Origin of the sequence: Bradyrhizobium sp. CCGUVB14, assembly GCF_024199935.1 — a bacterium.
Taxonomy (GTDB): Bacteria; Pseudomonadota; Alphaproteobacteria; order Rhizobiales; family Xanthobacteraceae; genus Bradyrhizobium.
Genome location: NZ_JANADS010000001.1, coordinates 79,008 through 100,550, shown reverse-complemented (window position 1 = coordinate 100,550; position 21,543 = coordinate 79,008). Strand labels below are relative to the sequence as shown.

The 21,543-nt window shown below is 66.3% G+C and carries 14 protein-coding genes; 3 read left to right on the top strand and 11 right to left on the bottom strand.

Features of this window, described 5'->3' with window-relative positions:
- Nucleotides 1-59 precede the first annotated feature (59 nt).
- The 10 genes from addA to ubiE all read right to left on the bottom strand — a co-directional run bounded on the left by addA (nucleotide 60) and on the right by ubiE (nucleotide 16,938).
- A complete protein-coding gene (gene addA, locus NLM32_RS00410; RefSeq protein WP_254127219.1) occupies nucleotides 60-3,569 on the bottom strand; it encodes a double-strand break repair helicase AddA in 3,510 nt (1,169 codons plus the stop codon).
- Complete coding sequence (addB, locus tag NLM32_RS00405) at nucleotides 3,563-6,709, bottom strand: double-strand break repair protein AddB (protein ID WP_254127217.1); 3,147 nt, start codon at nucleotides 6,707-6,709, stop codon at nucleotides 3,563-3,565. Before addB ends, addA begins: the two co-directional genes overlap by 7 nt.
- Before the next feature lie 242 nt (nucleotides 6,710-6,951).
- Nucleotides 6,952-7,674 carry a nucleotidyltransferase family protein gene (locus NLM32_RS00400; protein WP_254127215.1) on the bottom strand — a complete coding sequence of 241 codons (723 nt, stop codon included), beginning with the start codon at nucleotides 7,672-7,674 and terminating at the stop codon, nucleotides 6,952-6,954.
- A 126-nt stretch (nucleotides 7,675-7,800) separates the two neighbouring features.
- Nucleotides 7,801-8,115 carry a PilZ domain-containing protein gene (locus NLM32_RS00395; RefSeq protein ID WP_254127213.1) on the bottom strand — a complete coding sequence of 105 codons (315 nt, stop codon included), beginning with the start codon at nucleotides 8,113-8,115 and terminating at the stop codon, nucleotides 7,801-7,803.
- Nucleotides 8,116-8,202: 87 nt separating this feature from the next.
- Complete coding sequence (gene tsaE / locus NLM32_RS00390) at nucleotides 8,203-9,723, bottom strand: tRNA (adenosine(37)-N6)-threonylcarbamoyltransferase complex ATPase subunit type 1 TsaE (RefSeq protein WP_254127211.1); 1,521 nt, start codon at nucleotides 9,721-9,723, stop codon at nucleotides 8,203-8,205.
- Nucleotides 9,720-12,224 (bottom strand): PAS domain-containing sensor histidine kinase, encoded by a 2,505-nt coding sequence (locus NLM32_RS00385; protein ID WP_254127209.1) that lies wholly within the window; start codon nucleotides 12,222-12,224, stop codon nucleotides 9,720-9,722. Before NLM32_RS00385 ends, tsaE begins: the two co-directional genes overlap by 4 nt.
- 406 nt (nucleotides 12,225-12,630) lie before the next feature.
- Nucleotides 12,631-13,089: a dUTP diphosphatase gene (gene dut / locus NLM32_RS00380; RefSeq protein WP_254127207.1), complete on the bottom strand. Its 459-nt coding sequence runs from the start codon at nucleotides 13,087-13,089 to the stop codon at nucleotides 12,631-12,633.
- Nucleotides 13,086-14,534 (bottom strand): bifunctional phosphopantothenoylcysteine decarboxylase/phosphopantothenate--cysteine ligase CoaBC, encoded by a 1,449-nt coding sequence (coaBC, locus tag NLM32_RS00375; protein ID WP_254127205.1) that lies wholly within the window; start codon nucleotides 14,532-14,534, stop codon nucleotides 13,086-13,088. The genes dut and coaBC overlap by 4 nt, the downstream gene beginning before the upstream one ends.
- Nucleotides 14,535-14,605: 71 nt before the next feature.
- The gene (gene ubiB / locus NLM32_RS00370) at nucleotides 14,606-16,180 is read right to left on the bottom strand and encodes a 2-polyprenylphenol 6-hydroxylase (protein ID WP_254127202.1); all 1,575 of its coding nucleotides are present in this window, start codon (nucleotides 16,178-16,180) and stop codon (nucleotides 14,606-14,608) included.
- Nucleotides 16,177-16,938, bottom strand: a complete 762-nt coding sequence (gene ubiE, locus NLM32_RS00365; RefSeq protein WP_254127194.1) for a bifunctional demethylmenaquinone methyltransferase/2-methoxy-6-polyprenyl-1,4-benzoquinol methylase UbiE — start codon at nucleotides 16,936-16,938, stop codon at nucleotides 16,177-16,179. The genes ubiB and ubiE overlap by 4 nt, the downstream gene beginning before the upstream one ends.
- Before the next feature lie 81 nt (nucleotides 16,939-17,019).
- On the opposite strand from ubiE, the gene mutM reads away from it, so the two are divergent.
- Complete coding sequence (gene mutM / locus NLM32_RS00360) at nucleotides 17,020-17,901, top strand: bifunctional DNA-formamidopyrimidine glycosylase/DNA-(apurinic or apyrimidinic site) lyase (RefSeq protein WP_254127192.1); 882 nt, start codon at nucleotides 17,020-17,022, stop codon at nucleotides 17,899-17,901.
- Between the two features lie 6 nt (nucleotides 17,902-17,907).
- Nucleotides 17,908-18,465, top strand: a complete 558-nt coding sequence (locus NLM32_RS00355; RefSeq protein ID WP_254127188.1) for a GNAT family N-acetyltransferase — start codon at nucleotides 17,908-17,910, stop codon at nucleotides 18,463-18,465.
- Between the two features lie 309 nt (nucleotides 18,466-18,774).
- On the opposite strand, the gene NLM32_RS00350 is transcribed toward NLM32_RS00355, so the two are convergent.
- Entirely contained in the window at nucleotides 18,775-19,512 is a 738-nt protein-coding gene (locus NLM32_RS00350; RefSeq protein ID WP_254127186.1) for a ParA family protein, read from the bottom strand.
- A gap of 243 nt (nucleotides 19,513-19,755) precedes the next feature.
- On the opposite strand from NLM32_RS00350, the gene ggt reads away from it, so the two are divergent.
- Entirely contained in the window at nucleotides 19,756-21,435 is a 1,680-nt protein-coding gene (ggt, locus tag NLM32_RS00345) for a gamma-glutamyltransferase (protein ID WP_254127184.1), read from the top strand.
- The last annotated feature ends 108 nt before the right edge of the window (nucleotides 21,436-21,543 follow it).

Sequence of the window (21,543 nt, the reverse complement as noted above, 5' to 3'; positions counted from 1 at the left end):
CACTCGTTTGAAAGAGAATCGGCGCGACGTGGAATCGCGCCCGGGATCATGGCCTCAACCTATGAACGGCCCCTTGCCGGGTCAAGGACGCTCACGCCGACATGAAGGGATGCCAGCGCCGCGTCCAGCGCGGGGGCTGAAATCTCCATATATTCAAGGGCCTCGGTCCAGAGCAGGACGGCGCGGATCGGCTTTTGGGGATAAAGCCGCGTCAGCACCGCCCGGTACAGCGCAAGCTGCCGGACATAGGCGGCGGGGGCTTCCGCGGCGCTTTTCGGGGCGGTCTGGTTGGTCTTGAAATCAACGATCAAAACCTCGTCTGGGCGAACCACCAGCCGGTCGATCTGCCCCGACACCAGCGCCGGCGGGCGGCCCGGCCGGTCGAGTTTCCCGACGATGGCGACCTCCGCCCGGCTGCCCTCGGTAAACACCGGGACAAAGCGTGGTTCGGCGATCAAACCGAGCACCTTGTCGGCCAGCAACACGCGGTCGGCTTCGGACCAGTCGCCGGCATTGCGGGTCATGAAGCCAAGCGCGGCCTCACGCCGGCGCTCGGTGGCGATGTCGGGCAGGGACTGCAGCAGCCGGTGCACCAGCGTGCCGCGCTGGAGCGCCAATGCGCGCGACTGGACCGATTCGCCTGATCGCACCGCCCGGCCTTCCTCGGCCGGCTGGCCGGAGGGGCGCACCGGATCGTCGTCGAGGCTCTCACGCGGCACCGGCATCCGCAGCCAGTCGGGCAGGGTGATCGTCTGGTCCACGCTGGTCGCCGGTGTGCCCAGCGCCGCGACATCCTCGGGACGGGCGAATCGGGTCACCTTGCCGAGCGGCGTCTCGATCGTCTGCTTGTCCAGGCCGGAGCCGGTGAGCCCGGTGTCGATCAGGTCGTACCAGCTCAGCTTGCGGACCGTCCGCATGTTGCCGGGCAGGCAGCCGCCGACGATCAGCCGATCCGCCGCGCGCGTCATCGCGACATAGAGCAGGCGGCGATATTCGTCCTCGGTCTCCTCCAGCATCGCCTTGCGGGCATCGGCGACGGGCTTGGGATCGTCCGCCTTGCGCCCGGCCCAGACCACGACCTCGCCGCCATTGCCCCGCGGCACGTGAATCAGCCGGACCCGTTGCGAGTCCGCGGGCGACGACGTGGTGTCGACCATGAACACGACCGACGCTTCCAGGCCCTTGGCGCCGTGCACCGTCATCACCCGCACCTCGTCGCGGGTGATTTCCATGTCGCGCTTCACCTCGGTGTCTGCCGAGCGCAGCCAGGCCATGAAGCCCTGCAGCGAAGCCGGTGCCTTGCGCTCGCAATTCAGCGCCAGTTCCAGAAATTCGTCGAGCGCGTCGTTGGCCTCATGGCCGAGCCGGCGCAACATGCGCGCGCGGCCGCCGTCACCGCCGAGCAGCCAGGCATAGAAGGCGAACGGCGTCTCCTCGCGCGCACGGATCTCGCAGGCTTCGAGGCGTCGCAGCACTGTCGCGAACTTCTCGCTTGTCGGCGCCTGTTCGCCGAGCGCGCGGCGCAGTGATCCCTTGCGGCCATGCGCGAGCTGGAACAGATCGTCGTCGTCGAGACCGAACAGCGGGCTCTTCAGCGCCACCGCCAGCGCGAGATCGTCCTGCGGCAGCAGCAGCGCATCCGCGAGATTCATCAGATCGATGATCGCGATGTGCTCGGTCAACTTAAGCCGGTCGGCACCGGCGACGGGAACGTTGGCGTGCTTCAGCGCCTGGATCACCGCGTCGAACGCGTTGCCGCGCCGGCGCACCAGGATCAGCATGTCGCCGTAGCGCAGCGGACGGCGCTCGCCCTCGTGCCCCGTCAGCGTGCCGCTCTCGACCAGCCGCTTGATCTCGGTCTGGATGCGGCGGGCGAGCTTGACCTCGGGACTGGTGACGGCGACGCCGTCGAACGGCGCGCGCCAGCCCTCGATCTCCTGCCGGTCATCGGCCTCGGCAAGATCCCACAGCTCGATCACGCTCGGGCCGGCATCGGCGAGCGCATTGTGCAGGGGATGACCGATCTCGACCGAATGGATGCTCTTGTAGATCTGGGGATCGCGGAAGACGTGGTCGACCGAATGCAGGATCGCAGCGCCCGAACGGAACGAATAGGTGAAGGCGACCGGATCGAATTTCAGCCCGGCCGCGGTGAACTTGCGGTGCAGCTCGCGCCGGCGTGCGTCGAATTCGTGGGGAGCCGCACCCTGGAACGAGAAGATCGACTGCTTCTCGTCGCCGACGGCGAAGACCGTGCGGTTCAACCCCTCGCGCGCGCCTTCACCGGCCGTGAATTCCGAGATGATGTGCGCGACGATGTCCCATTGCCGCGGGCTGGTGTCCTGGGCCTCGTCGATCAGGACGTGATCGACGCCGCGGTCGAGCTTGTAATGCACCCAGCCTGCGGAGATGCGGTTGAGCATCGCCAGCGTCTTGTCGATGAGGTCGTCGTAGTCGAGCAGCCCGCGTTCCTGCTTCTCGCGGCGGTAGTTTGCGGCGGCGGCTGTGGCGATGTGCAGGAGCGCCGCGGTGCGGTCGCGCATGGTCACCGCGCGGCGCTTCTCGATCAATCCACCTAGGCGAAGCGCCTCGTTCTCGAACAGGCGCGCGACGGACGGATTTTGCTCGCCGAACTTCTTGGTCAGCACGGCCTTGCGCGGCAGTTTTTCGTCGGTGAGAAAAACGCCGAGATAGGCATCGACCTGCGCCGCGCCGGAAAACACCTTCGCCTCACGAAGGCGACCGGCCTGGTCGTTGTCGGACTTGCTGCCATCCTCCAGTGCGAAAGCGATGTCGTCCCAGCGCGAGCGGGGCAGGAACGGGCCATCGAGAATCTCGGTCTCGACGTCCTCGATGCGATCGCCGGCATCGACGCCCAGCACGGTCGCCATCTGCTCGGCTGCCGTGCCGGCGTTCCCGGCCTCATCGGTCCAGGCCATGAAGTGATCGCGGCTCAGGCAGGCCTCGCGGATCACTTCCTTGAAGGTGACGTCGGCGGCGCTCGCCATCGCGGTCAGCAACGCACGGCCGGTGACGCTGTCAGGATCGCGCGCGGCCTCCAAAAATACTTTCAGATTGGCGCGCTCCATCATGTCGGTCTGGTCGCGGTCGTCCATCACGGCGAAACGCGCCGGCACGTTGGCCTCGAACGGAAACTGCTGGAGCAGGCGGGTACAGAGCGCGTGGATGGTCTGCACTTTCAATCCGCCCGGCGTCTCCAGCGCGCAGGCGAACAGTTTTCGCGCTTCGCGGCGCAGTTTTCGATCCGGATGCGGGATGCCGACGGCGCGGATCGCGGCGTCGAGCCCGGTGTCGTCGAGCGTCACCCAATGGCCAAGCGTGGTGAACACGCGCTCGGCCATGTTGGCGGCAGCGGCCTTGGTGAAGGTGATGCAGAGGATCTTTTCCGGCGGCACGCCCGAGAGCAGCAGACGGATCACGCGCTGCACCAGCACGTGAGTCTTGCCCGAGCCGGCATTGGCCGACACGAACGCCGACGCGGTCGGGTCCGATGCACGCGCCTGCCGGGCACGCACTTCATCCGGGATGGGGCGCGGCACCTTTACCATTCCTCGATCCCCAGGCCGCCAGCCGCGGACCATTCCTTGATCCGGGCGAGATCGTCATAGGCACCGTAGCGGTTGGTCCACATCGGCAGGTTCAGCGAGGTGTAGGGCTGGTTCTCGTCGTCGAAGGCGCGGATCAGCGCCTCCAGCTTGGCGCGCGCTTCCGCGGCGGCCGTGTCCGGCGGTTGCGGCTCGTCGCCCTGCTTGTACTTGAGCTCGAGAATGCGCTCCTCGCCCGGCGGATTGTTGCCGCTGAGGCGGACATAGACGAGCTGGCTCACGGACGCGCCGGCGTCGATGTCGGGAAAGCCGCCCTCACGCAGGATCGCGGCTTCCAAGGTGAGTTGCGGCGACAGGCCCATGCGGACCTGCTTGCCCGTGGGCGGCTGGCCGGTCTTGTAGTCGAGGATGGCGTAGCCGCCGCCCTGGCGCCGCTCGATGCGGTCGGCGCGGGCGGAGAGGTGGAAGCTGCGCTCGTTGTCGAGCCGGATCGAGATCTCGCCACGGGTCTCCGCGGTGATGGCCTCGATCGCGTCGCGCCGTACCGTCTCCCATTCGCCGAACCAGCGCGCGATGCGCTGGAAGCGCGGCCACCACAGCGCCCGCGCCTCGGGCCGCTCCATCAGCGGGGCAAAATACTTTTCGCCGATCGCGCGCAAGACCCGCGCGGGATCCGGCGGGAGCTGTGCGGCGTAGGTCTCGGTGAACTCGCCGAGCGCATCGTGGATCGCCGAGCCGCGGTCGGCGGCCGAGAGCGGCATGTCGACCGGATCGAGCGCGTCCAGCCGCAGGATGTGTTTGGCGTAGATCGTGTAGGGATCGCGCAGCCAATCCTCGATCGCGGTCACCGACATCTTCAGCGGCCGCGTCGCGCGCGGCGGTCGCGGCTCCGGCTGCTTGATCGGCGTGACTTGGGTGGGCTGGTCCAGCGCGCCCGCGAACTGCACGTATTTCTCGCCGGCGCGAATCGCAGCCTTCCAGAGCTCGTCGCCCGCGACCGCCTCTAGCCGATGCAGGAAGCGCGACGCCACCGCCGGTGCGCCGCCGGCTTTGGCGGAATGGGTGAGGATCACCTCGTCGCCCCCGAGTAGCTGCGCGAAGTCGTGCGCGGAGAGGCCGATGCGCCGCTCCGGCAGATCGAGACCAAGCTCGTGCCGCATCGGGCGGCTGAGCCAGGGATCGATCCGCGGCGCGGGCGGCCAGACGCCCTCAATGAGCCCGCCGATGATGACGCGGTCGGTCTGCATCAGGCGCGATTCCAGCGGGCCGTAGATCTGCAGGCGCGCGCCGGGCTTGTCGCGCCGCCGCACCGCGCGATCGCCGAACGCGGTCTGGAACAAGTCGGCATAGTCCGGCAGCGTCACCATCAATCCGCTGGTCGTGCCGCCGCGCAGGAGATCGTCGAAGGCGCCGGCGAGCGCGAGGCCTTCACGCTCCTCGAAGGCGAGCGGAATGCCCAGTTCGTCGCGCGACAGCTCGATCATGATCTCGCGATGGCGATGCGCGAGCTCGGCGAAGTCAAACGGTTTCGATGACGCCAGGCTCTCGATCGGCGCCAGGGCTTTCTGCAACGCATCGATCAGGGCCTGGATGCGATCGAGGTCTTCCGGCTTGAGGCGCGCGCGGGGTTCGGCGTGGTGCAACGCGGAGACTTCGCTGCGCCACAGCTTTGCCAGCTCCTCGCGAAAGCGATTGAATTCGCGCAGCAGCCCGCCCGTGCCCGAAGGCGGGCGCGTGCCGCGCAACACGGCAAGCTCCAATCCCTCGATCGCCGTCTTCCATGCGCCAGGCGGCCGGCCGAGCCGGCACAGCGGATGCTTCAGCATCGCCAGCAGCGTCGGCGGCTCCAATCCCCTGGTCGCAGCCTCGGCTGCCAGCCGGGCAAAGACGCCGGCGGAGGTTTCCATCAGCACGTCGCCGCCGGAATCGTCAAAAGCGAGATCCCATCGCGTCAGCGCCGCCATCACCCGCCGCGCCAGCGCGCGATCGGGCGTCACCAGTGCCGCCGACTTGTCGAGATGCCGCGCCTCGCGCATCGCAATGGCGATCGCGAGCGCCTCCATTTCCGGATTGGGGGCTTCGACGACGGCAAGGTTCCTCATGCCGCCGGCGATCTTCGCGGCAACATCAGGCTGCTTCAGCCGGTCGTGCCAGACCTCCGTCTTGGCGGAGGGCCGCATCGATTCGGATGCGAGCAGATCGCGGCCACCTTCGGCCGGCGGATGAAGGATCTCGACGTCGCTGCGCTTGATGCCGAAGCGATCCAGCAGCGCATGCATCGCATATTGCGGATGGTTCGAGGTAGGATTCTCGGTGATGCCCAGCAGGTCCCTGCTGCCGCCGATGCTGCGCCAGGCCTCGTCATCGAGATCGGTATCGAGACCCGGCAGCACGACGGCGCCGTGCGGCAGCGCCGCGACCGCATGCAGGAACTTCGCGGTGGCCGGCATCGAACCGGTCGAGCCGGCCGCGATCACGGGTCCATGCGGATGCGCGGTCAGCCGCTTTGCTTCGGCCGCGATCAGGAGATCGCGCCGCGCCGCCGGCTCGATGCGGTTGATCTCGGCGAGATGGCTCGGCCAGGCGATGCGGGCGATACGCAGGAATTCGAGCGAATGCTGCCAGTAGCGATCGAGCATATCCGGCACGAGCCCGTCGAGCGCGCTCCAGTCGACACCGCGCGTGACCATGTCGTCGATCAGGCGGGCGAGGTCGCCGGCCAGCGCCAGTGTCGAGGCGGGCCCTCCGACCACCAGCGGCGCCAGCACCGGGCCCTTGGCCCAGGCGGCGACGAGCTGGGCCAGCGTCAAGCGGCGTTCGAGCTCGCCGAGCCGTGGTGGAATCTCGAGCGGCGTTGCGCCGGAAAATTGCTGTTCACCTTCATCTGCGAAGGCGAGCTCGTCCTCGTCGATGTCGCCGAGCGCGACGATGCGCGGCAGCACCACCGCGTCCGCCTTCATCTCGTCGAGGAAGATCTCGCGGACCACGCGCATGGCGCGCCGCGTCGGCAGGTACAGCGTGGCGTCCGCGAGTCGCGCCGGTTCCTTGCGCGCCTCGAATCCATCGACCAGCCGGCCGTCGAGCAGGGCCGTGACGATGGTGCGCAGGAACGGAACTGAGAGGGGAACGCTGAAAACGCGCATGGGCTGCCTGATTCGGGGATCACGGCAATATAGGGACGCAGGCTGGATTGGTCATGGGGCGGGGAGGAATCGTCCCCGCTGTTCGTCTGGCACCACGCTCGTGCCCCGGACGCGGCGCAGCACGCAGTGATGCGCCGCTGAGCCGGGGCCCAGTTACTTCGTTCCGCGAAGGACAGTGTGGGTCCCGGCTCTGCGGAGCGGCACTTCGCGCCGCACCGCGTCCGGGACAAGAGTAGCGCGGCCTACGCCACGCTCTCCAAAAACGCCTCTTCCGCGGCGTGGACCGCATCCGGCGTGCCGACATGCATCCAGACGCCATCGAGGCGCAGGCCGAACAGGCGCTCCTGCTCGTTGGCACGGTCGAACATTTTCGTCAGCGAGAATTCGCCCTCGGGCGCATCGGCGAAGATCGTCGGCGACAGGATCGCCGCGCCCGCATAGACGAACGGGACGATCTCCTTTTCCTTGCGCTTGCGCAGTGCGCCGTCGGGCAGCATGCCGTAATCGCCGCGGCCGCTATAGCCGATGCTGGTCGCGGTGGGCGCCATCAGCAGCAGGATGTCCATGCGCTCGGGATCGAAATTTTCGGCAAGCCGCGTCAGATTGGAGCGCACGCCGTCGATCCACAGCGTGTCGGAATTGACGTGGTAGAACGGCGCATCGCCGAGCAGCGGCAGCGCCTTGACCACGCCGCCGCCGGTGCCGAGCACCTGGTCGCGCTCGTCCGAGATGGTCACGCGCGGATGTTGGCGCGTCGCGGTGTGCTCGATGATCTGGTCGGGCAGATAATGCACGTTGACCACCGCCTCGGTCACGCCGGCCGAGGCGAGCTTGTCGAGCACGTGGTCGAGCAGCGGCTGGCCGGCCACGGGCACCATCGGCTTCGGCATCTTATCCGTCAGCGGACGCATGCGCAGGCCGAACCCTGCGGCGAGCACCATGGCTTTGGTCGGTTTGACGGACATCCTTCGCTTTCTCGAACCTCTGGAATCTCTACGTTCGCGGCAAGCCTAGCACGAGCCCCGGTCAGCTGCACCGCATCTCAACGGCCTTAGCCACCCGCCGTGACGGTTGTACGACGTGTGTTGCTCTCACGCCCCGGCGGCTGTGGAACGCGCTTTCTTCTTGTCGCCGAGCTTGAGAAAATTGACCCCGATCTGATCGCCATTGACCCAGGCCAGTTCGCAGCGCCGGTACGCCAGGCCGGTGGACGACAGGACGAGAAAAAATTCCTTCAGATGCAGACCTTCGACCGAGCCGTCGATCGTCAGCTTGGCGCCGCTTTCGGAGACGTCCTCCATGGTGCATTCGCGCCGCCAGGTGCCGTCGATCCCCATCATCTGGGCCGGAATTCCGCGTTCGAAAACAACCCGACTATTGCCGCGATGGTCCGTCTTGACCGCCATCTGCCCTTGCTCCAGCCCCTATTTCTCCGGCGGCCTGCGGGCGATGATACCGGCGCGATGGCTAACAGCCGGTAAATCGGTTCCAGCTCAGGATTGGGGCGGCGGGACGTTAGCGAGATACCATTCGCGCAAATGCGCGAGGGCCGGATGCGCCAGCGAACGCTGCAGATAGGTCCAGATCCGCGGCTGGTGACGCAGATAATGCGGCTTGCCGTCGCGGCGGTTGAGTCGCGCAAAAGTGCCGAGCAGGCGCGTGTTGCGCTGCGCCGACATGATGGCATAGAGCTCGGCAAAGCCGGCCGGATCGAAGCTCGCATCCTCAGCGCGGCGCGCCTTGATGTAGCGCGACAGCAGCGTCAGCTCGAGGGCTTCGGGCACGTCGATGCGGGCGTCCTGCAGCAGCGACACCACGTCGTAGGAGCGCGGTCCGAGCACGGTGTCCTGGAAGTCGATCACCCCGACGCGCGCCATGCCTGTGCGGTCCGCGAGCCAGATCAGATTCGGCGAATGGTAGTCGCGGATGATCCAGGTTTTTGGCGCGGCCAGCGGCTTCTTCAGCAGCTCGCGCCACATCGCAAAGAATTCCGCGCGCTTCTCTTCGCTCAACGGCGCATTGCGATCGGGCAGATACCATTCCGGCATCAAGCCGATTTCAATCAGCAATGCCTCGGTGTCCCAGGCGGGAATGGCATGGGTTTGCCCGTCCACCGGCAACGTTTCCGGCAGTGCCTTGCCATGCAGCACGGCCAGCACGTCGGTCGCGGCTTCATAGCGCTCGGTGATCGGCCGGGGCGGATCGCCTTCGATCACGCCTTCGCTGCCAAGGTCTTCCGAGATCAGGAAGCCGTGGTCGAGATCGATATGGTGGATCTTCGGTGCCGAGATTCCGACCGCGCGCAAACCTTCGTCGATAGCGACGAATGGCTTGATGTTCTCCGCAAGATGCACCACGGCACTGTAGGATTTGCCGTTGTAGATCGCTGCACCATCGGGGCGCTGCGGCGAGTTCATGAGAATGACGACACCATCGTCGCGGACCAGCCGTGCGTAGGAACGCGTCGAGGCGTCGCCGGCCATGTGCCTGCGGCCTGCGTCGAGATAGCCGGACGCATCGAGGAATTGGCGCAACGTCTTCAACCGAGCAACGGTCGCTGCGCTCCTGCCATACCCCGTGACGTCGGCGGCGCGCGCATTCGATCCCAGTGCGGGACGATGCGTCAGCGCGATGTCGATGCGGTCCGCGGGCATGGCCGAGGGCGCGCGCTCGGGCCATTCGATCAGCACCAGCGTCGCCTCCGGCAGCGGCGACAGCCCGATCTCCTCGAGCTCGCTCTCATCCTCGACGCGATAGAGGTCGGCATGCATCACCGCAAATGCCGGCAGCTCATAGGCCTGCACCAGCGTGAAGGTCGGGCTCGGCACTTCCAGCTCGTCGTCGCCGGCGAGGTAGCGGATCAGGCTGCGGGCGGCTGCTGTCTTGCCGGCGCCGAGATCACCGGTGAGGGTGATGGTATCGCCGGGACCGATCAGCAGCGCGAGGTCGGCCATCAATTGCGCGGTGGCCGTCTCGTTATGAAGCGCGACGGAGAATGTGGTCGGTTCTGTCATTCGGCGGCGTCGCGATGCGCCGCCTGGTCGGTCGGGAAGTCGCAGATCACGACCGTGCCTTTGCCCACGACCGAATCCACCTGCACCTTGCCGCCATGCAGCTCGACGAAGGAGCGCACCAGCGAAAGCCCGAGCCCGGCGCCGCGATGACGCGAGCCCTGCGAGCGGCTTTCGAACCAGTTGAACACCTTGTCCTTCATGTCGGCGGGTATTCCAGGTCCGGAATCTGTCACAATAAAGACCACGCTGCGCTCGGTGCGGCGCGCGCTGATCCCGACGGTGGAATCCTGCGGCGAGAAGCCGACGGCGTTGGCAAGCAGATTGTAGAGCACCTGCACCACGCGCTTCTCGTCGCCGACGAAGCTGCCGACATCGGGCGCGATCTCGACCTTGAGACGGATGCGGTCGGTGGCGAGCCGGTCCTGGATACCTTCGGCGGCGAGCTCGATGGTCTTGCTGACATCGACCGGGCCGAGCTCCAGCTTCATGGCGCCGGCGTCGATGGTGGCGAGATCCAGGATGTTGTTGGTCAGCGCCAGCAGCGCATTGGTCGATTTGGTGACGTAGTCGAGATATTCGGCCTGCTTCGGCGTCAGCGGTCCGGTCGAGGGATCGCTGAGGAAATGCGCGAAGCCGATGATGGTGGTGAGCGGCGAGCGCAGCTCGTAGGAGACGTGGTGGACGAAATCCACCTTCATCTGGTCGGCGGTCTCCAGCGCCTCGTTGCGCTCGCGCAGCGCGCGCTCGACATTCTCGGTGTCGGTGATGTCGAGGAAGGTCAGCATGGTCGCGCCGTCATGCATCGGACGGATCATGCCGTCGAGCACGCTGCCGTCCTTGCGCTCGAGCTTGAGCGGCACGTCGGCGCGGTTCTCGATCGAGGTGATGGCTTCGCGGATCTGGCGCCAGACCACGGGATCGTCGAACAGCTGATGGCACCAGCCCTCGACGGTCTGGATATGCGGCTCCTCGCGCATGGCATCGTTCGACAGCTTCCACATCCGCAGGAAGGCCGGATTGAACAGCTGCGCCCTGCCGTTGCTGCCGAACACGGCAACGCCCTCGGCGAGGCTGTCCAGCGTCTCGCGCTGGACCCGGATCATGCCGTCGAAGCGGCGGGCGAGCTCGAGGCTCTCGGTGACGTCGTCGAACAGATAGGTGACGCCGCCTTCGGGATTCGGCGTGGTGACGACGGACAGCGCGCGGCCGTCGGGCAGGTACCAGGTGTCCTTGGCCGCCTCGACCGCGCGATAGGCCTCGTGCAGCTTGGCCTTCCAGGCGCGGAAGTCCGGCTGCTCCTGCAATTTGCGCGCGGCGCGGAGCTGGTCGAGCACGCTGGAATCATCGGGATGGGCGTCGAGGAAGGTGCGATCGAGATCCCACAGCCGCCGGTAGGAATCGTTGTAGAAGGCGAGCCGGCGCTGGCCGTCGAACACGGCCACGCCGGAAGAGAGCTGATCGAGCGTGCGGCGATGCGCCTCAGCCATCCGCACCAGGGCCGCGCTCAGCGCATCGGCTTCGCTCGCGTCGATCGCGACGCCGACGCTGCCATGGCCGACATTGACGGCCCGCACGTCGTACATGCGCCGCTCGCCGCCGATCACGATCGGCAGCCGCGAGGTGAAGTGAGCTGCGTCTTTCAGGCCCCGCTCCATGGCGGTGCGGTCGGCGCTGTCGAGCAGCTCGAGCTTGCGTGCCTGGGCGTCAATGATGCTGGTCGCTTCGGTCGCGCGCACATAGGCCGGATTGGCGAAGGTCAGCGCGCCGTTCTCGCCCTTGGCCCAGATCGGCCACGGCGCGGCGGCGGCGAAGCCGCGCAGCATCTCGGTTTCGTCGGCGAGTGCCCGGTAGCGCAGATGGGTCTCGGCCAGTTCGCGCCGCAGGCCGGAGAGTTCGCGAATCCGGACAATGGCCTGGCCGCCGATGGCGCGGCCGATCGCTTCCAGCGTGTGGCCGTTGGCGGTCGTCAGCGTAAGCTGGAAGCCGTCACCGCGCTCGCGCAGCGCATCGACGGCGTGATCCATCTGCAGCGCCGGTTCCGGCGGCAGCCAGGTTCCGAAGGCGAGCACGCGCTGCGGCGACGAATCGCGCGGCAGCACCATCGCGATGTCGCCCGAGATCTGCGCGCGATCGTCGCCGGCCGGCCAGGAGATCAGGATCTGCGGCTCGGCAAACAGCAGCGCGCCGAAACGGTCGGTTTGCAGCTGGAGGTCCCTGATTCGCGCGCGCAACGCCGCCTCGGTCTTGGCCTTGCCGACGCGTGTGCGCATCAGCAGGATCGCGGCCACGACCGAGAAGCCGAGCAGAGCCAGCGCGGTGGCCAGCACCGCGAGTTCCTGCCGGTTGAAGTCCAGCAATATCGAGAGTGTGTCGACGAGGTCGGCGGCCTCAGCCGGCGCAGCCGGCAGCAGCGCTGCGAGAGCGCCTCCCAACAAGCCGTTGCGCACCAACGAAGTGCACGACAACAGCGTCCGACGCATCGACACGATCACGCCTGACATAGTTGCCCCAAGACCGCACGAATTGACGCGCGGCAACCCCCGTCGCGCGCGAATCAAACGACAATACCCCCACCGCGACTCCACCGGTAAGAGTCCAGACCGTGAACGCAAAGGCGGTCCCAAAAAAATGCGGGGCGTTGAGTTCCAGTCGCACGTAATTCTGCGGGTGATTCGGTTGAGATTGCCGCGTGTTAGCGGGTGAAGAGATGAGACTCGATTGGCGCTCCAATGAAGGTGCGTTCCCTCCCCCCTTGTGGGGGAGGGTTAGGGAGAGGGGTAGCCAAGGAAAAGGTGCTCATTTGTTGATGATGCATCGCGGTTGAGAGGACGACGGAAAGAATCCCCGTGCGGCACCCCCCCCCTCCCCCACAAGGGGGGAGGGAACGGAGAGACCTTTGTTGTCGGCTCAGCGGCCCGTCGACCCGAAGCCGCCGGCGCCGCGATCGGTCGACGACAGCGTGGTCACGGGAACCAAGGCGGCCTGGACCATTGGTGCGATCACCATCTGCGCAATGCGCTCGCCGCGCTTGATCACGAACGACGCGGCGCCGTGGTTGATCAGGATCACCTTGATCTCGCCGCGGTAGTCGGCGTCGATCGTGCCGGGCGAATTCAGCACGGTGATGCCGTGCTTGGCCGCAAGCCCCGAGCGTGGCCGCACCTGGGCCTCGTGCCCGGGCGGCAGCGCAATCGCAAGCCCCGTCGGCACCAGCGCATATTGGCCGGGCGCGAGCGTCATCGGCTCGCTGTCCGCCACCGCCGCCATCAAATCGAGGCCGGCGGCGTCCGCGGTCTGGTAGGCCGGCAGCGGCAGGCCTTCGGCGTGGGCCAGTTGCTGCAGTTCGACGGTGACCTTCGTGCTCAAGATGCCGGCTCCAGGGATTTGTCGGTCACGCTTTTGGCGATATGCGCGACCAGTTCGATGGCGACCTGTTCCTTGGTCATCACCGGCCAGGAATCAACAATGATCTCGCCGTTGTTCTCAGCATTCTTGCTGATGAGGTGCACGGTGTTGCGATCGCCGCCCATCACGCCGGTGGCGGGCGAGACGTCGTTGGCGACGATCCAGTCGCAGCCCTTGCGGGCGAGCTTCGTCTTGGCGTTGTCGATGAGATGCTCGGTCTCGGCGGCAAAGCCGATCACCAGCGGCGGACGCTTGTCCGTGAGCTTGGAGATCGTGGCGAGGATGTCGGGATTCTCGACCAGTTGAAGCGGCGGCATGCCGGCCGAAGTCTTCTTCAGCTTCTGCTCGCCTTCATTGGCGACGCGCCAGTCGGCGACGGCGGCGGCAAAGATCGCGATGTCGGCGGGAAGTGCAGCCTGCACCTGCTCCAGCATCTGCCGCGCCGATTCCACATGCTTCACCGTCACGCCGGCGGGATCGTCGAGGTCCACCGGGCCGCTGACCAAAATCACCTCGGCGCCGGCAGCTTGCGCGGCGGCGGCAATCGCAAACCCTTGCTTGCCGGAGGAACGGTTGGCGATGTAGCGCACCGGATCGATCGGCTCGTGGGTCGGACCCGCCGTGATCAGCACGCGCTTGCCGGCGAGCGGCCGCGGCACCGGCGGCCGCAGCAGTTTCTCGGCAGCAGTGGCGATCTCGATGGCTTCCGACATGCGTCCGACCCCGGCTTCGCCCGCTTCGGCCATTTCGCCGGAGTTGGGACCGACCAGCAGGATGCCGTCGCGCTGAAGCTGCGCGACGTTGCGGCGGGTTGCCGGGTTGTTCCACATCAGCGGATTCATCGCGGGCGCCAGCAGCACCTTGCGGTTGGTCGCGAGCAGGATGGCGCTGGCGAGGTCATCGGCATGGCCGTTGGCCATCTTCGCCATCAAATCGGCGGTCGCCGGCGCCACCACGATCAGATCGCAGTCGCGCGCGAGGCGGATATGGCCGGCGTCGAACTCGCTCTGGGGATCGAACAAGTCGGTGTAGACGCGCTCATGGGAGAGGGCGCTGACCGAGAGCGGCGTGACGAACTGCTCTGCCGCCTTGGTCAGCACGCAGCGGACCTCGATGCGCCGCTCCTTCAGCCTGCGGATCAGGTCGAGCGATTTGAACGCCGCGATCCCGCCGCCGATAATCAGGGTGACGCTGGCCTCGGGGACGGCGCTGGTGCGGGCTGACGCGGCTGCAGGTGACGCTTCGGGCGGTACCGCAAACGGCGTCAGCGGCTCCTCGCGGCCCTCGATCAGCTCCCGCAGGATGACCCGGACCTCTTCCTCGACCGATCTGCGGTTTCTGGCCGAGCGCAGCCGCAAATAGGCTTTGACGGTGTCGTCGAGCTTACGGATGGTCAGGCTTGCCATGACGCCCTCCAGCACGGGATGATAGCGATGCTATCACTCGTGTGATTGCAGTGCAATCACGCTTTTGGCAATCACAGATTCCGGACGGCGATCAGGATGCCGATGAAGGTCGCGGCGATGATCCAGAGCGCCACGGTGCGCCAGCGGTTCTTGCGGCCCTCGCTGCGCCCCATCGCGGCGATGCTCTCCGGCGACAGCCGAAGGCCCTCCCGCGTCATGGTCTCGAGCTGCTCCAGCACCGCGACCGAGCGCTGGGCGATGTCAGGCAGGCGCATCAGCACTTTGGTGAGGTCGCCGCCGCCGGCCAGCGCACTCTGAACCCGGCCGATCGGCCCGAGATTGCGCTCGATCCATTCGCGCACCACGGGATCGGCGACCTTCCAGATGTCGAGCTTGGGATCGAAACCGCGCGCCACGCCCTCGACCACCACCATGGTCTTTTGCAGCAGGATCAGCTCGGGCCGCGTCGTCATGTCGAACAGGCCGGTGACCTCGAGCAGCAGCGTCAATAGCCGCGCCATCGAGATTTCCTCGGCGGTGCGGTTATGAATGGGCTCGCCGATGGCGCGGATGGCTTGCGCAAAATTTTCGACCGAATGATGCGCGGGCACATAGCCCGCCTCGAAATGCACCTCGGCGACGCGGCGGTAATCGCGCGTGATGAAGCCGAGCAGGATTTCCGCGAGGAAGCGCCGCTCCTTCATGCCGAGCCGGCCCATGATGCCGAAATCGACCGCGACGAGGCGGCCGGCGTCGTCCAGGAACAGATTGCCCGGATGCATGTCGGCGTGGAAGAAGCCGTCGCGCAGCGCGTGGCGCAGGAAGCTCTGGATCACCTTGCGGCCGAGATCGGGCAGATCGACCTGCGCTTCCGCGAGGCGCTTGTGGTCGTTCAGCGCGATGCCGTCGATCCACTCCATCGTCAGCACGTTGTGTGTGGTGCGGTCCCAGTCGACGGTCGGGACGCGGAAGTCGGGATCGTTCTGCGTGTTCTCCGCCATCTCCGACAGCGCAGCCGCCTCCAGCCGCAGATCCATCTCCATCGCGACCGAGCGGGACATCGTGTTGATGACTTCGATCAGGCGGAGCCGTCGCGCTTCGGCCGAGTAGGCCTCGGCCTTGTGCGCGACGTAGAAAAAGTCGGAAAGATCGCGGCGGAAGCGCGCGGACACGTTCGGCCTGAGCACCTTGACCGCGACCGGCTTGCGCATGCCATCGCGCTCGATCTCGCCGCGATGCACCTGCGCGATCGAGGCAGCCGCGACTGGCGGGCCGAAGCTCACGAACACGTCCTTGAGCGGCCGTTCCAGCGACGTTGCGATCGCAGCTTCTGCTTCGGCCTGCGAGAATGGCGGCAGGCGGTCCTGCAGGCTTTCGAGGTCGCGCGCCATTCCGACGCCGACGACGTCGGGCCGTGTCGCCAAAAATTGTCCGAGCTTGAGATAGGCCGGGCCCATCCGGGTCAGTGCGCGCGACAAGCGCGGACTATCCTTCGGGCCGCGCCGCTCGACGATACGCGCAAGCTTCAGCGCGAGCTGTCCGGGCGGCGGCACCAGGCTCGGATCGACGGAGCCGAACACGCCCTCGCGCGCAAAGACGAACGCGGCGCGGATCAGGCGCGAAATGTGGGTGATGGCAGAAATCACAAACGCCAGCCCGAATGCAGTGCGACGATGCCGCCGGTCAGGGTCTGAAAGCTGACGCGGGAAAAGCCGGCGTCGCGGATCATGTCGGCGAACGCATTCGGCTTCGGAAACTTGCGGATCGACTCGACGAGATACTGGTAGGATTCGGCGTCGCCCGTGACCATGCGGCCGAGCGGCGGGATCACCTTGAACGAGAACAGATCATAGATCTTGTCGAGGCCGGGCATCTCGACGGTGGAGAATTCCAGGCACAGGAAGCGGCTGCCGGGTTTCAACACGCGATAGGCCTCGCGCAGGGCCTTGTCGATCTGGGGCACGTTGCGGATGCCGAAAGCGATCGTATATGCATCGAAGCTGCGGTCGGCGAAGGCGAGCGCTTCGGCATTGCCCTCGACGAAATCGACCTGGGTTTCGAGATGGCGCTTGGCGGCGCGCTCGCGGCCCACCGCCAGCATGTCGGAATTGATGTCGCAGACGGTGGCATGGAAGCCCGGACCTGCCGCCTTGGCGGCCCGGAACGAGATGTCGCCGGTGCCGCCGGCGACGTCGAGCAACGCAAACGGCCGGTCGCCGCGGGGCGGGGCGAGTGCGTTGATCATGATGTCCTTCCAGACCCGGTGCAGGCCACCGGACATCAAATCGTTCATCAGGTCATAGCGCGACGCCACGCTGTGAAACACATCGTTCACCAGCGTCTGCTTGTCCCCCAGGGGAACGTCTTTGAAGCCAAAATGCGTGGTTTCGCCCGGCCGATCCATTACTCTACTCCACGGCGCCGACCATAGCGCGGCCGCCGCAATGGCGCTATCACACCGCCCTCATAAGGTGAATGCCTGACCATGCCTGAATTGCCCGAAGTCGAGACTGTCCGCCGCGGCCTTCAGCCCGTCATGGAGGGTGCGAAAATCGTCGTTGCGGAGGCCCGCCGGCCCGATTTGCGCTTTCCGTTCCAGCCGGACTTCGTGGCCCGGCTCCAGGGACAGGTCGTCACGGGCCTCGGCCGCCGTGCAAAATATCTCATGGCCGATCTCGCCTCCGGCGACGTGCTGCTGATGCATCTGGGCATGTCGGGCTCGTTCCGCGTCATCAAGCCGGACAACGAGGCCGCGCCCGGCGAGTTTCACTATCCCAAGGGTAAGGATTCCGCGCACGACCACGTGCTGTTTCGGATGTCCTCGGGCGCCGACATCGTCTTCAATGATCCGCGCCGCTTCGGTTACATGAAAGTGATCGCGCGCAACGCACTCGACGACGAGCCGCTGCTGCGCGACCTTGGCCCCGAGCCGCTCGGCAATGCGTTCGATGCCGCGATGCTGGCGCGCTCCTGCCAGGACAAGACCACCAGCCTGAAGGCCGCGCTGCTCGACCAGCGCGTCGTGGCCGGCCTCGGCAACATCTATGTCTGCGAAGCCCTGCACCGCTCGCATCTGTCGCCGCGCCGGATCGCAGCGACCCTGTCGACCAAGAAGGGCGAGGCGACGGATCATGCGAAGCGATTGGTCGGCGCCATCCACACCGTGCTGAACGACGCCATCAAGGCCGGCGGCTCGTCATTGCGCGACCATCGCCAGACCTCGGGCGAGCTCGGCTATTTCCAGCACTCGTTCAAGGTCTACGATCGCGAGGATGAGAAATGCGCCACCCCGCGCTGTGGCGGCACGATCAAGCGCTTCACCCAGAACGGCCGTTCGACCTTCTGGTGTCCGAAGTGCCAGAAGTAGCAGGTCATGCCGACGCCGCAGCTTGAGACCGAACGCCTGATCCTGCGCCCGCTCGCAATGTCGGACGCGCCGGCGATCCAGCGTCATTTCGACAATTGGAATATCATCCGGCATCTCTCGACTGTCGTGCCCTGGCCATATCCTGCCGATGGTGCGGAGACATTCGTCAGAACACAGCTCGACAAGATCGCAGCCGGCGAGGAGATCCATCTCTGGGTGCTGGTGCTGAAGGGCAGCGATGGCGAGGCGATCGGAATTATTCATCTGCGGCCTCGCGCCAAAGGTCTGAAAGGCAATCGCGGTTTCTGGTTGGCCGAGCCTTACTGGCGACGGGGATTGATGACGGAGGCGATCGCCGCGATGAACGATTTCGCTTTTCTCACGCTCGGCCTCGATCATTTCTACGTCTGCAACGCCGCGACCAACGAAGGCTCGCGCCGGGTCAAGCAGAAGACCGGCGCGGAATTCGTCGGCCTCATCGAGCTTGCGCATCACGATGGGCAGACGAAGTCGGAGAAGTGGATCGTGCGGCGTGAGGCCTGGCTCGGCCGGCGGCTTGATTGAAGTGCCGTAGCCCGGATGGAGCGCAGCGAAATCCGGGATCTTCGCGCGGCGGATGCAGGTGCCCCGGATTGGGCTGCGCTCCATCCGGGCTACGAAAGCTGGCGTAGCTCCGTTTTCCCCGATGATTCAAACGTCTACGCGCCGCCGCCGGGATAGCTCGGCCGCGAGCGGTTCTACTGTGCATGGGGTTGTTTTCAACAAAACGCGACGCGAAGCAATCCGGCCGGGCTGGTGGTCGGATTGCTTCGTCGCCTGGGCTCATTCACTGGATGGCGAAGAGCCCGTCCGGGCCTTGAGCGATCGCCCCGCTCAGGACGCCAGAACAGTTTCGTCCGCCGAAATCTCGGCCGCGGCATGCAGCATTCCGTTCGCCGCCGACATGACCTGATCGATCAGCAGACTGCCGGCGGAGAGGTCGAGACGGGTCTCGACCCAGCGCCAGAGGCCGCGGATTTCCTCGGTCGACTTGCCGTTCGGCGCGAACTCGCTGACGGCGAGGCCCGAGGCGAGTGAGTCCTGGTGGTCGTTGCGCATCACGATCATGGGGCGCGCGAGCACCTCGGTGAGATCGAGCGCGGCTTCCTCGCCGAGCGCGTTGGCGGAGTTGTCGATGCGCTGGCCGCGGATCGGCGTCTGGTTCAGCACGAAGCTGTAGGGACGCTTCCAGGCGCGCGCGACGCTGAGGGTGGAGACGGTGGCCTCGATGTCGGCGACGCTGGGGCGGGCCGGGATCAGGCAGAGGTCGGAATAGCGGATCGCAGCGGTGGTCACGGCGCTGAGGCCGGCCGCGGTGTCGACGATTGCGAGCTGGAGGCCGCTCCCGGCCAGCATCTTTAGCCGCGGCTCGAAATCGGCGGCGTGATAGATCGGCTCGACGACGACATCGTCGTTGTTGCGGCGGCGGGCCCAGTTCGACAGGGTGCCCTGCGGGTCGGTCTCGATCAGGCGAACGGTGAAGCCGGCCTGCTTGGCAGCCAGCGCGAGGCCGATGGCAAGCGTGCTCTTGCCGCTGCCGCCCTTTTGGGTGGCCAGTACGATCGTATGCATTGGAAGAGGATTCCTTTGGATTGCCAGGGTCTGGGAGTAACGCCACGCGAACGTGCATCGCTTCTCGATGCTGAGCTCTTCTCGCTCAGGACGTGCCCTGCCCGATCCAAAGGGGACCGCGGATGTCCGAATCAACGGTAACAATGATGGCAGAATCGGGAATGCCAGCCAATCCGTACCAACACTGGACCCATTATCGCGCGCATGGTGTGCTCGCCGCCTTGCATCGGAAGGGTGAGTGGGATGAGCGGCAATTGGCGCGACCGGACGGCAACCACCTTTGAATGCCAGAAGATGCCGGCGGTCTCGAGCCGCGGCATGGTGGTGAGCAACCATCCCCTGGCCTCCAGCGCCGGGGCCGAGATGCTCGCGGCCGGCGGCAACGCCGTCGATGCCGCGATCGCGACCCTGTTCACGCTGACCGTGGTCGAGCCGATGATGGTCGGCATCATCGGCGGCGGCATGGCGCATATCCGGCTGGCCGACGGCAGCCACCGCTTCATCGACGGCCAGAGCACGGTGCCCGCTTCGGTGCGCGACACCACCTACACCTCCAGGCCGGGCTCGGCCCATGACGTGTTCGACACCGTCGGCAACGAGAACCTCAATGGCCCGAAGGCCGTCGCCACGCCGGGCTCGCTGAAAGCCTGGTGCGAGACGCAGCAAAGGTTCGGCACCATGTCGCTCGCCGACGTCATGCAGCCCGCGATCAAGCACGCCGCGCGCGGCTATGCGGCGACGCCTTACTTGCACGAATGCATCAGCGAGAGCGCCGCCGCGATGCGCAAGGACAAGCCGATCGCGGCGATTTTTCTGCCTGACGGAGAGCCCTTGAAGGTCGGCGAGCGCGTCGTACAGGCTGAATATGCCGAGACGCTGCGTTACATCGCCGACCACGGAGAGAAGGCTCTCTACGAGGGGCCGCTCGGCGACATCCTCGCCGACTACATGGAGAAAGCCGGCGGCTTCATCCGCCGCAACGATCTGACCAACTACAAGACTGTCGAGCGGCGGCCGATCCGCGCCGACTATCGCGGCTGGACCATTTTCGGGCCGCCGCCGCCCGCCGCCTCCGGCGTGCATATAGCGCAGATGCTGAACATCCTTGAAGGCTACGACATCGGTGGCCTCGGCTTCGGCACACCGGAGACCATCCATTGCCTGGCCGAGGTCCTGAAGATCGCCTTCGCCGACCGCGCCGCCGCCAGCGGCGACCCTGACTATGTCGGCGTGCCCGTGGAGAAGCTGACGTCAAAGGCCTATGCGGAGGAGCGCCGCCGCACGATCGATCCGGCGCGGGCGCAGGCTTTTGGCGCGGGCGTGACTCAGCTCGAAAGCGCGCACACCACGCACATGACGGCGGCGGATAGTTTCGGCAACGTGGTCGCGACCACGCAGACCATCAACAATCTGTTCGGCGCCAAGATCATGATCCCGGGGCTGGGGGCCATCGCCAACAATTACATGAACCTGTTCGATCCGCGCCCCGGCCATGCGTTATCGCTCGCGCCTGGCAAGCGTGTGACGACCTCGATGTCGCCGATGATGGCGCTCCGCGACGGCAAGCTGCGCTACGCGCTCGGCTTGCCCGGCGGCAAGCGCATCTTCCCGAGCGCGATGCAGGCGCTGGTCAATCTGATCGACCATGGCATGAGCCTGCAGGAAGCGGTCGAAGCGCCGCGGGTCTGGACCGAGGGCAATGCGCTGGAGGTGGAGCAGGCCGTGCCGGAGGCCGTGCGAACCAGGCTTGCAGCGCTCGGCCACCAGGTGCAGCCCGTTGCCACGGTCGCCGGCGGCATGAACGGCATCGCCTTCCACGATGACGGCACCATGACCGGTGCGGCCTGCTGGCGCGCCGATGGCACGCCGGTCGGGATTTCGGGCGGGCTCGCGAAGGCCGGGATCAGGTTCAGGCTCGCCTAGTCTCGTGTCCCGGACGCAGCGCATCACGCAGCGGTGCGCTGCAGAGCCGGGGCCCAGAAAGCCGGACGAACGGAATTTGTGAATGCATGGGTCCCGGCTCAGCGGAGC

Coding starts and splice junctions, on each gene's coding strand:
- addA (WP_254127219.1), bottom strand. CDS start 3,569: ATGGTAAAGGTGCCGCGCCCCATCCCGGATGAAGTGCGTGCCCGGCAG.
- addB (WP_254127217.1), bottom strand. CDS start 6,709: ATGCGCGTTTTCAGCGTTCCCCTCTCAGTTCCGTTCCTGCGCACCATC.
- NLM32_RS00400 (WP_254127215.1), bottom strand. CDS start 7,674: ATGTCCGTCAAACCGACCAAAGCCATGGTGCTCGCCGCAGGGTTCGGC.
- NLM32_RS00395 (WP_254127213.1), bottom strand. CDS start 8,115: ATGGCGGTCAAGACGGACCATCGCGGCAATAGTCGGGTTGTTTTCGAA.
- tsaE (WP_254127211.1), bottom strand. CDS start 9,723: ATGACAGAACCGACCACATTCTCCGTCGCGCTTCATAACGAGACGGCC.
- NLM32_RS00385 (WP_254127209.1), bottom strand. CDS start 12,224: ATGTCAGGCGTGATCGTGTCGATGCGTCGGACGCTGTTGTCGTGCACT.
- coaBC (WP_254127205.1), bottom strand. CDS start 14,534: ATGGCAAGCCTGACCATCCGTAAGCTCGACGACACCGTCAAAGCCTAT.
- ubiE (WP_254127194.1), bottom strand. CDS start 16,938: ATGGATCGGCCGGGCGAAACCACGCATTTTGGCTTCAAAGACGTTCCC.
- mutM (WP_254127192.1), top strand. CDS start 17,020: ATGCCTGAATTGCCCGAAGTCGAGACTGTCCGCCGCGGCCTTCAGCCC.
- NLM32_RS00355 (WP_254127188.1), top strand. CDS start 17,908: ATGCCGACGCCGCAGCTTGAGACCGAACGCCTGATCCTGCGCCCGCTC.
- NLM32_RS00350 (WP_254127186.1), bottom strand. CDS start 19,512: ATGCATACGATCGTACTGGCCACCCAAAAGGGCGGCAGCGGCAAGAGC.
- ggt (WP_254127184.1), top strand. CDS start 19,756: ATGAGCGGCAATTGGCGCGACCGGACGGCAACCACCTTTGAATGCCAG.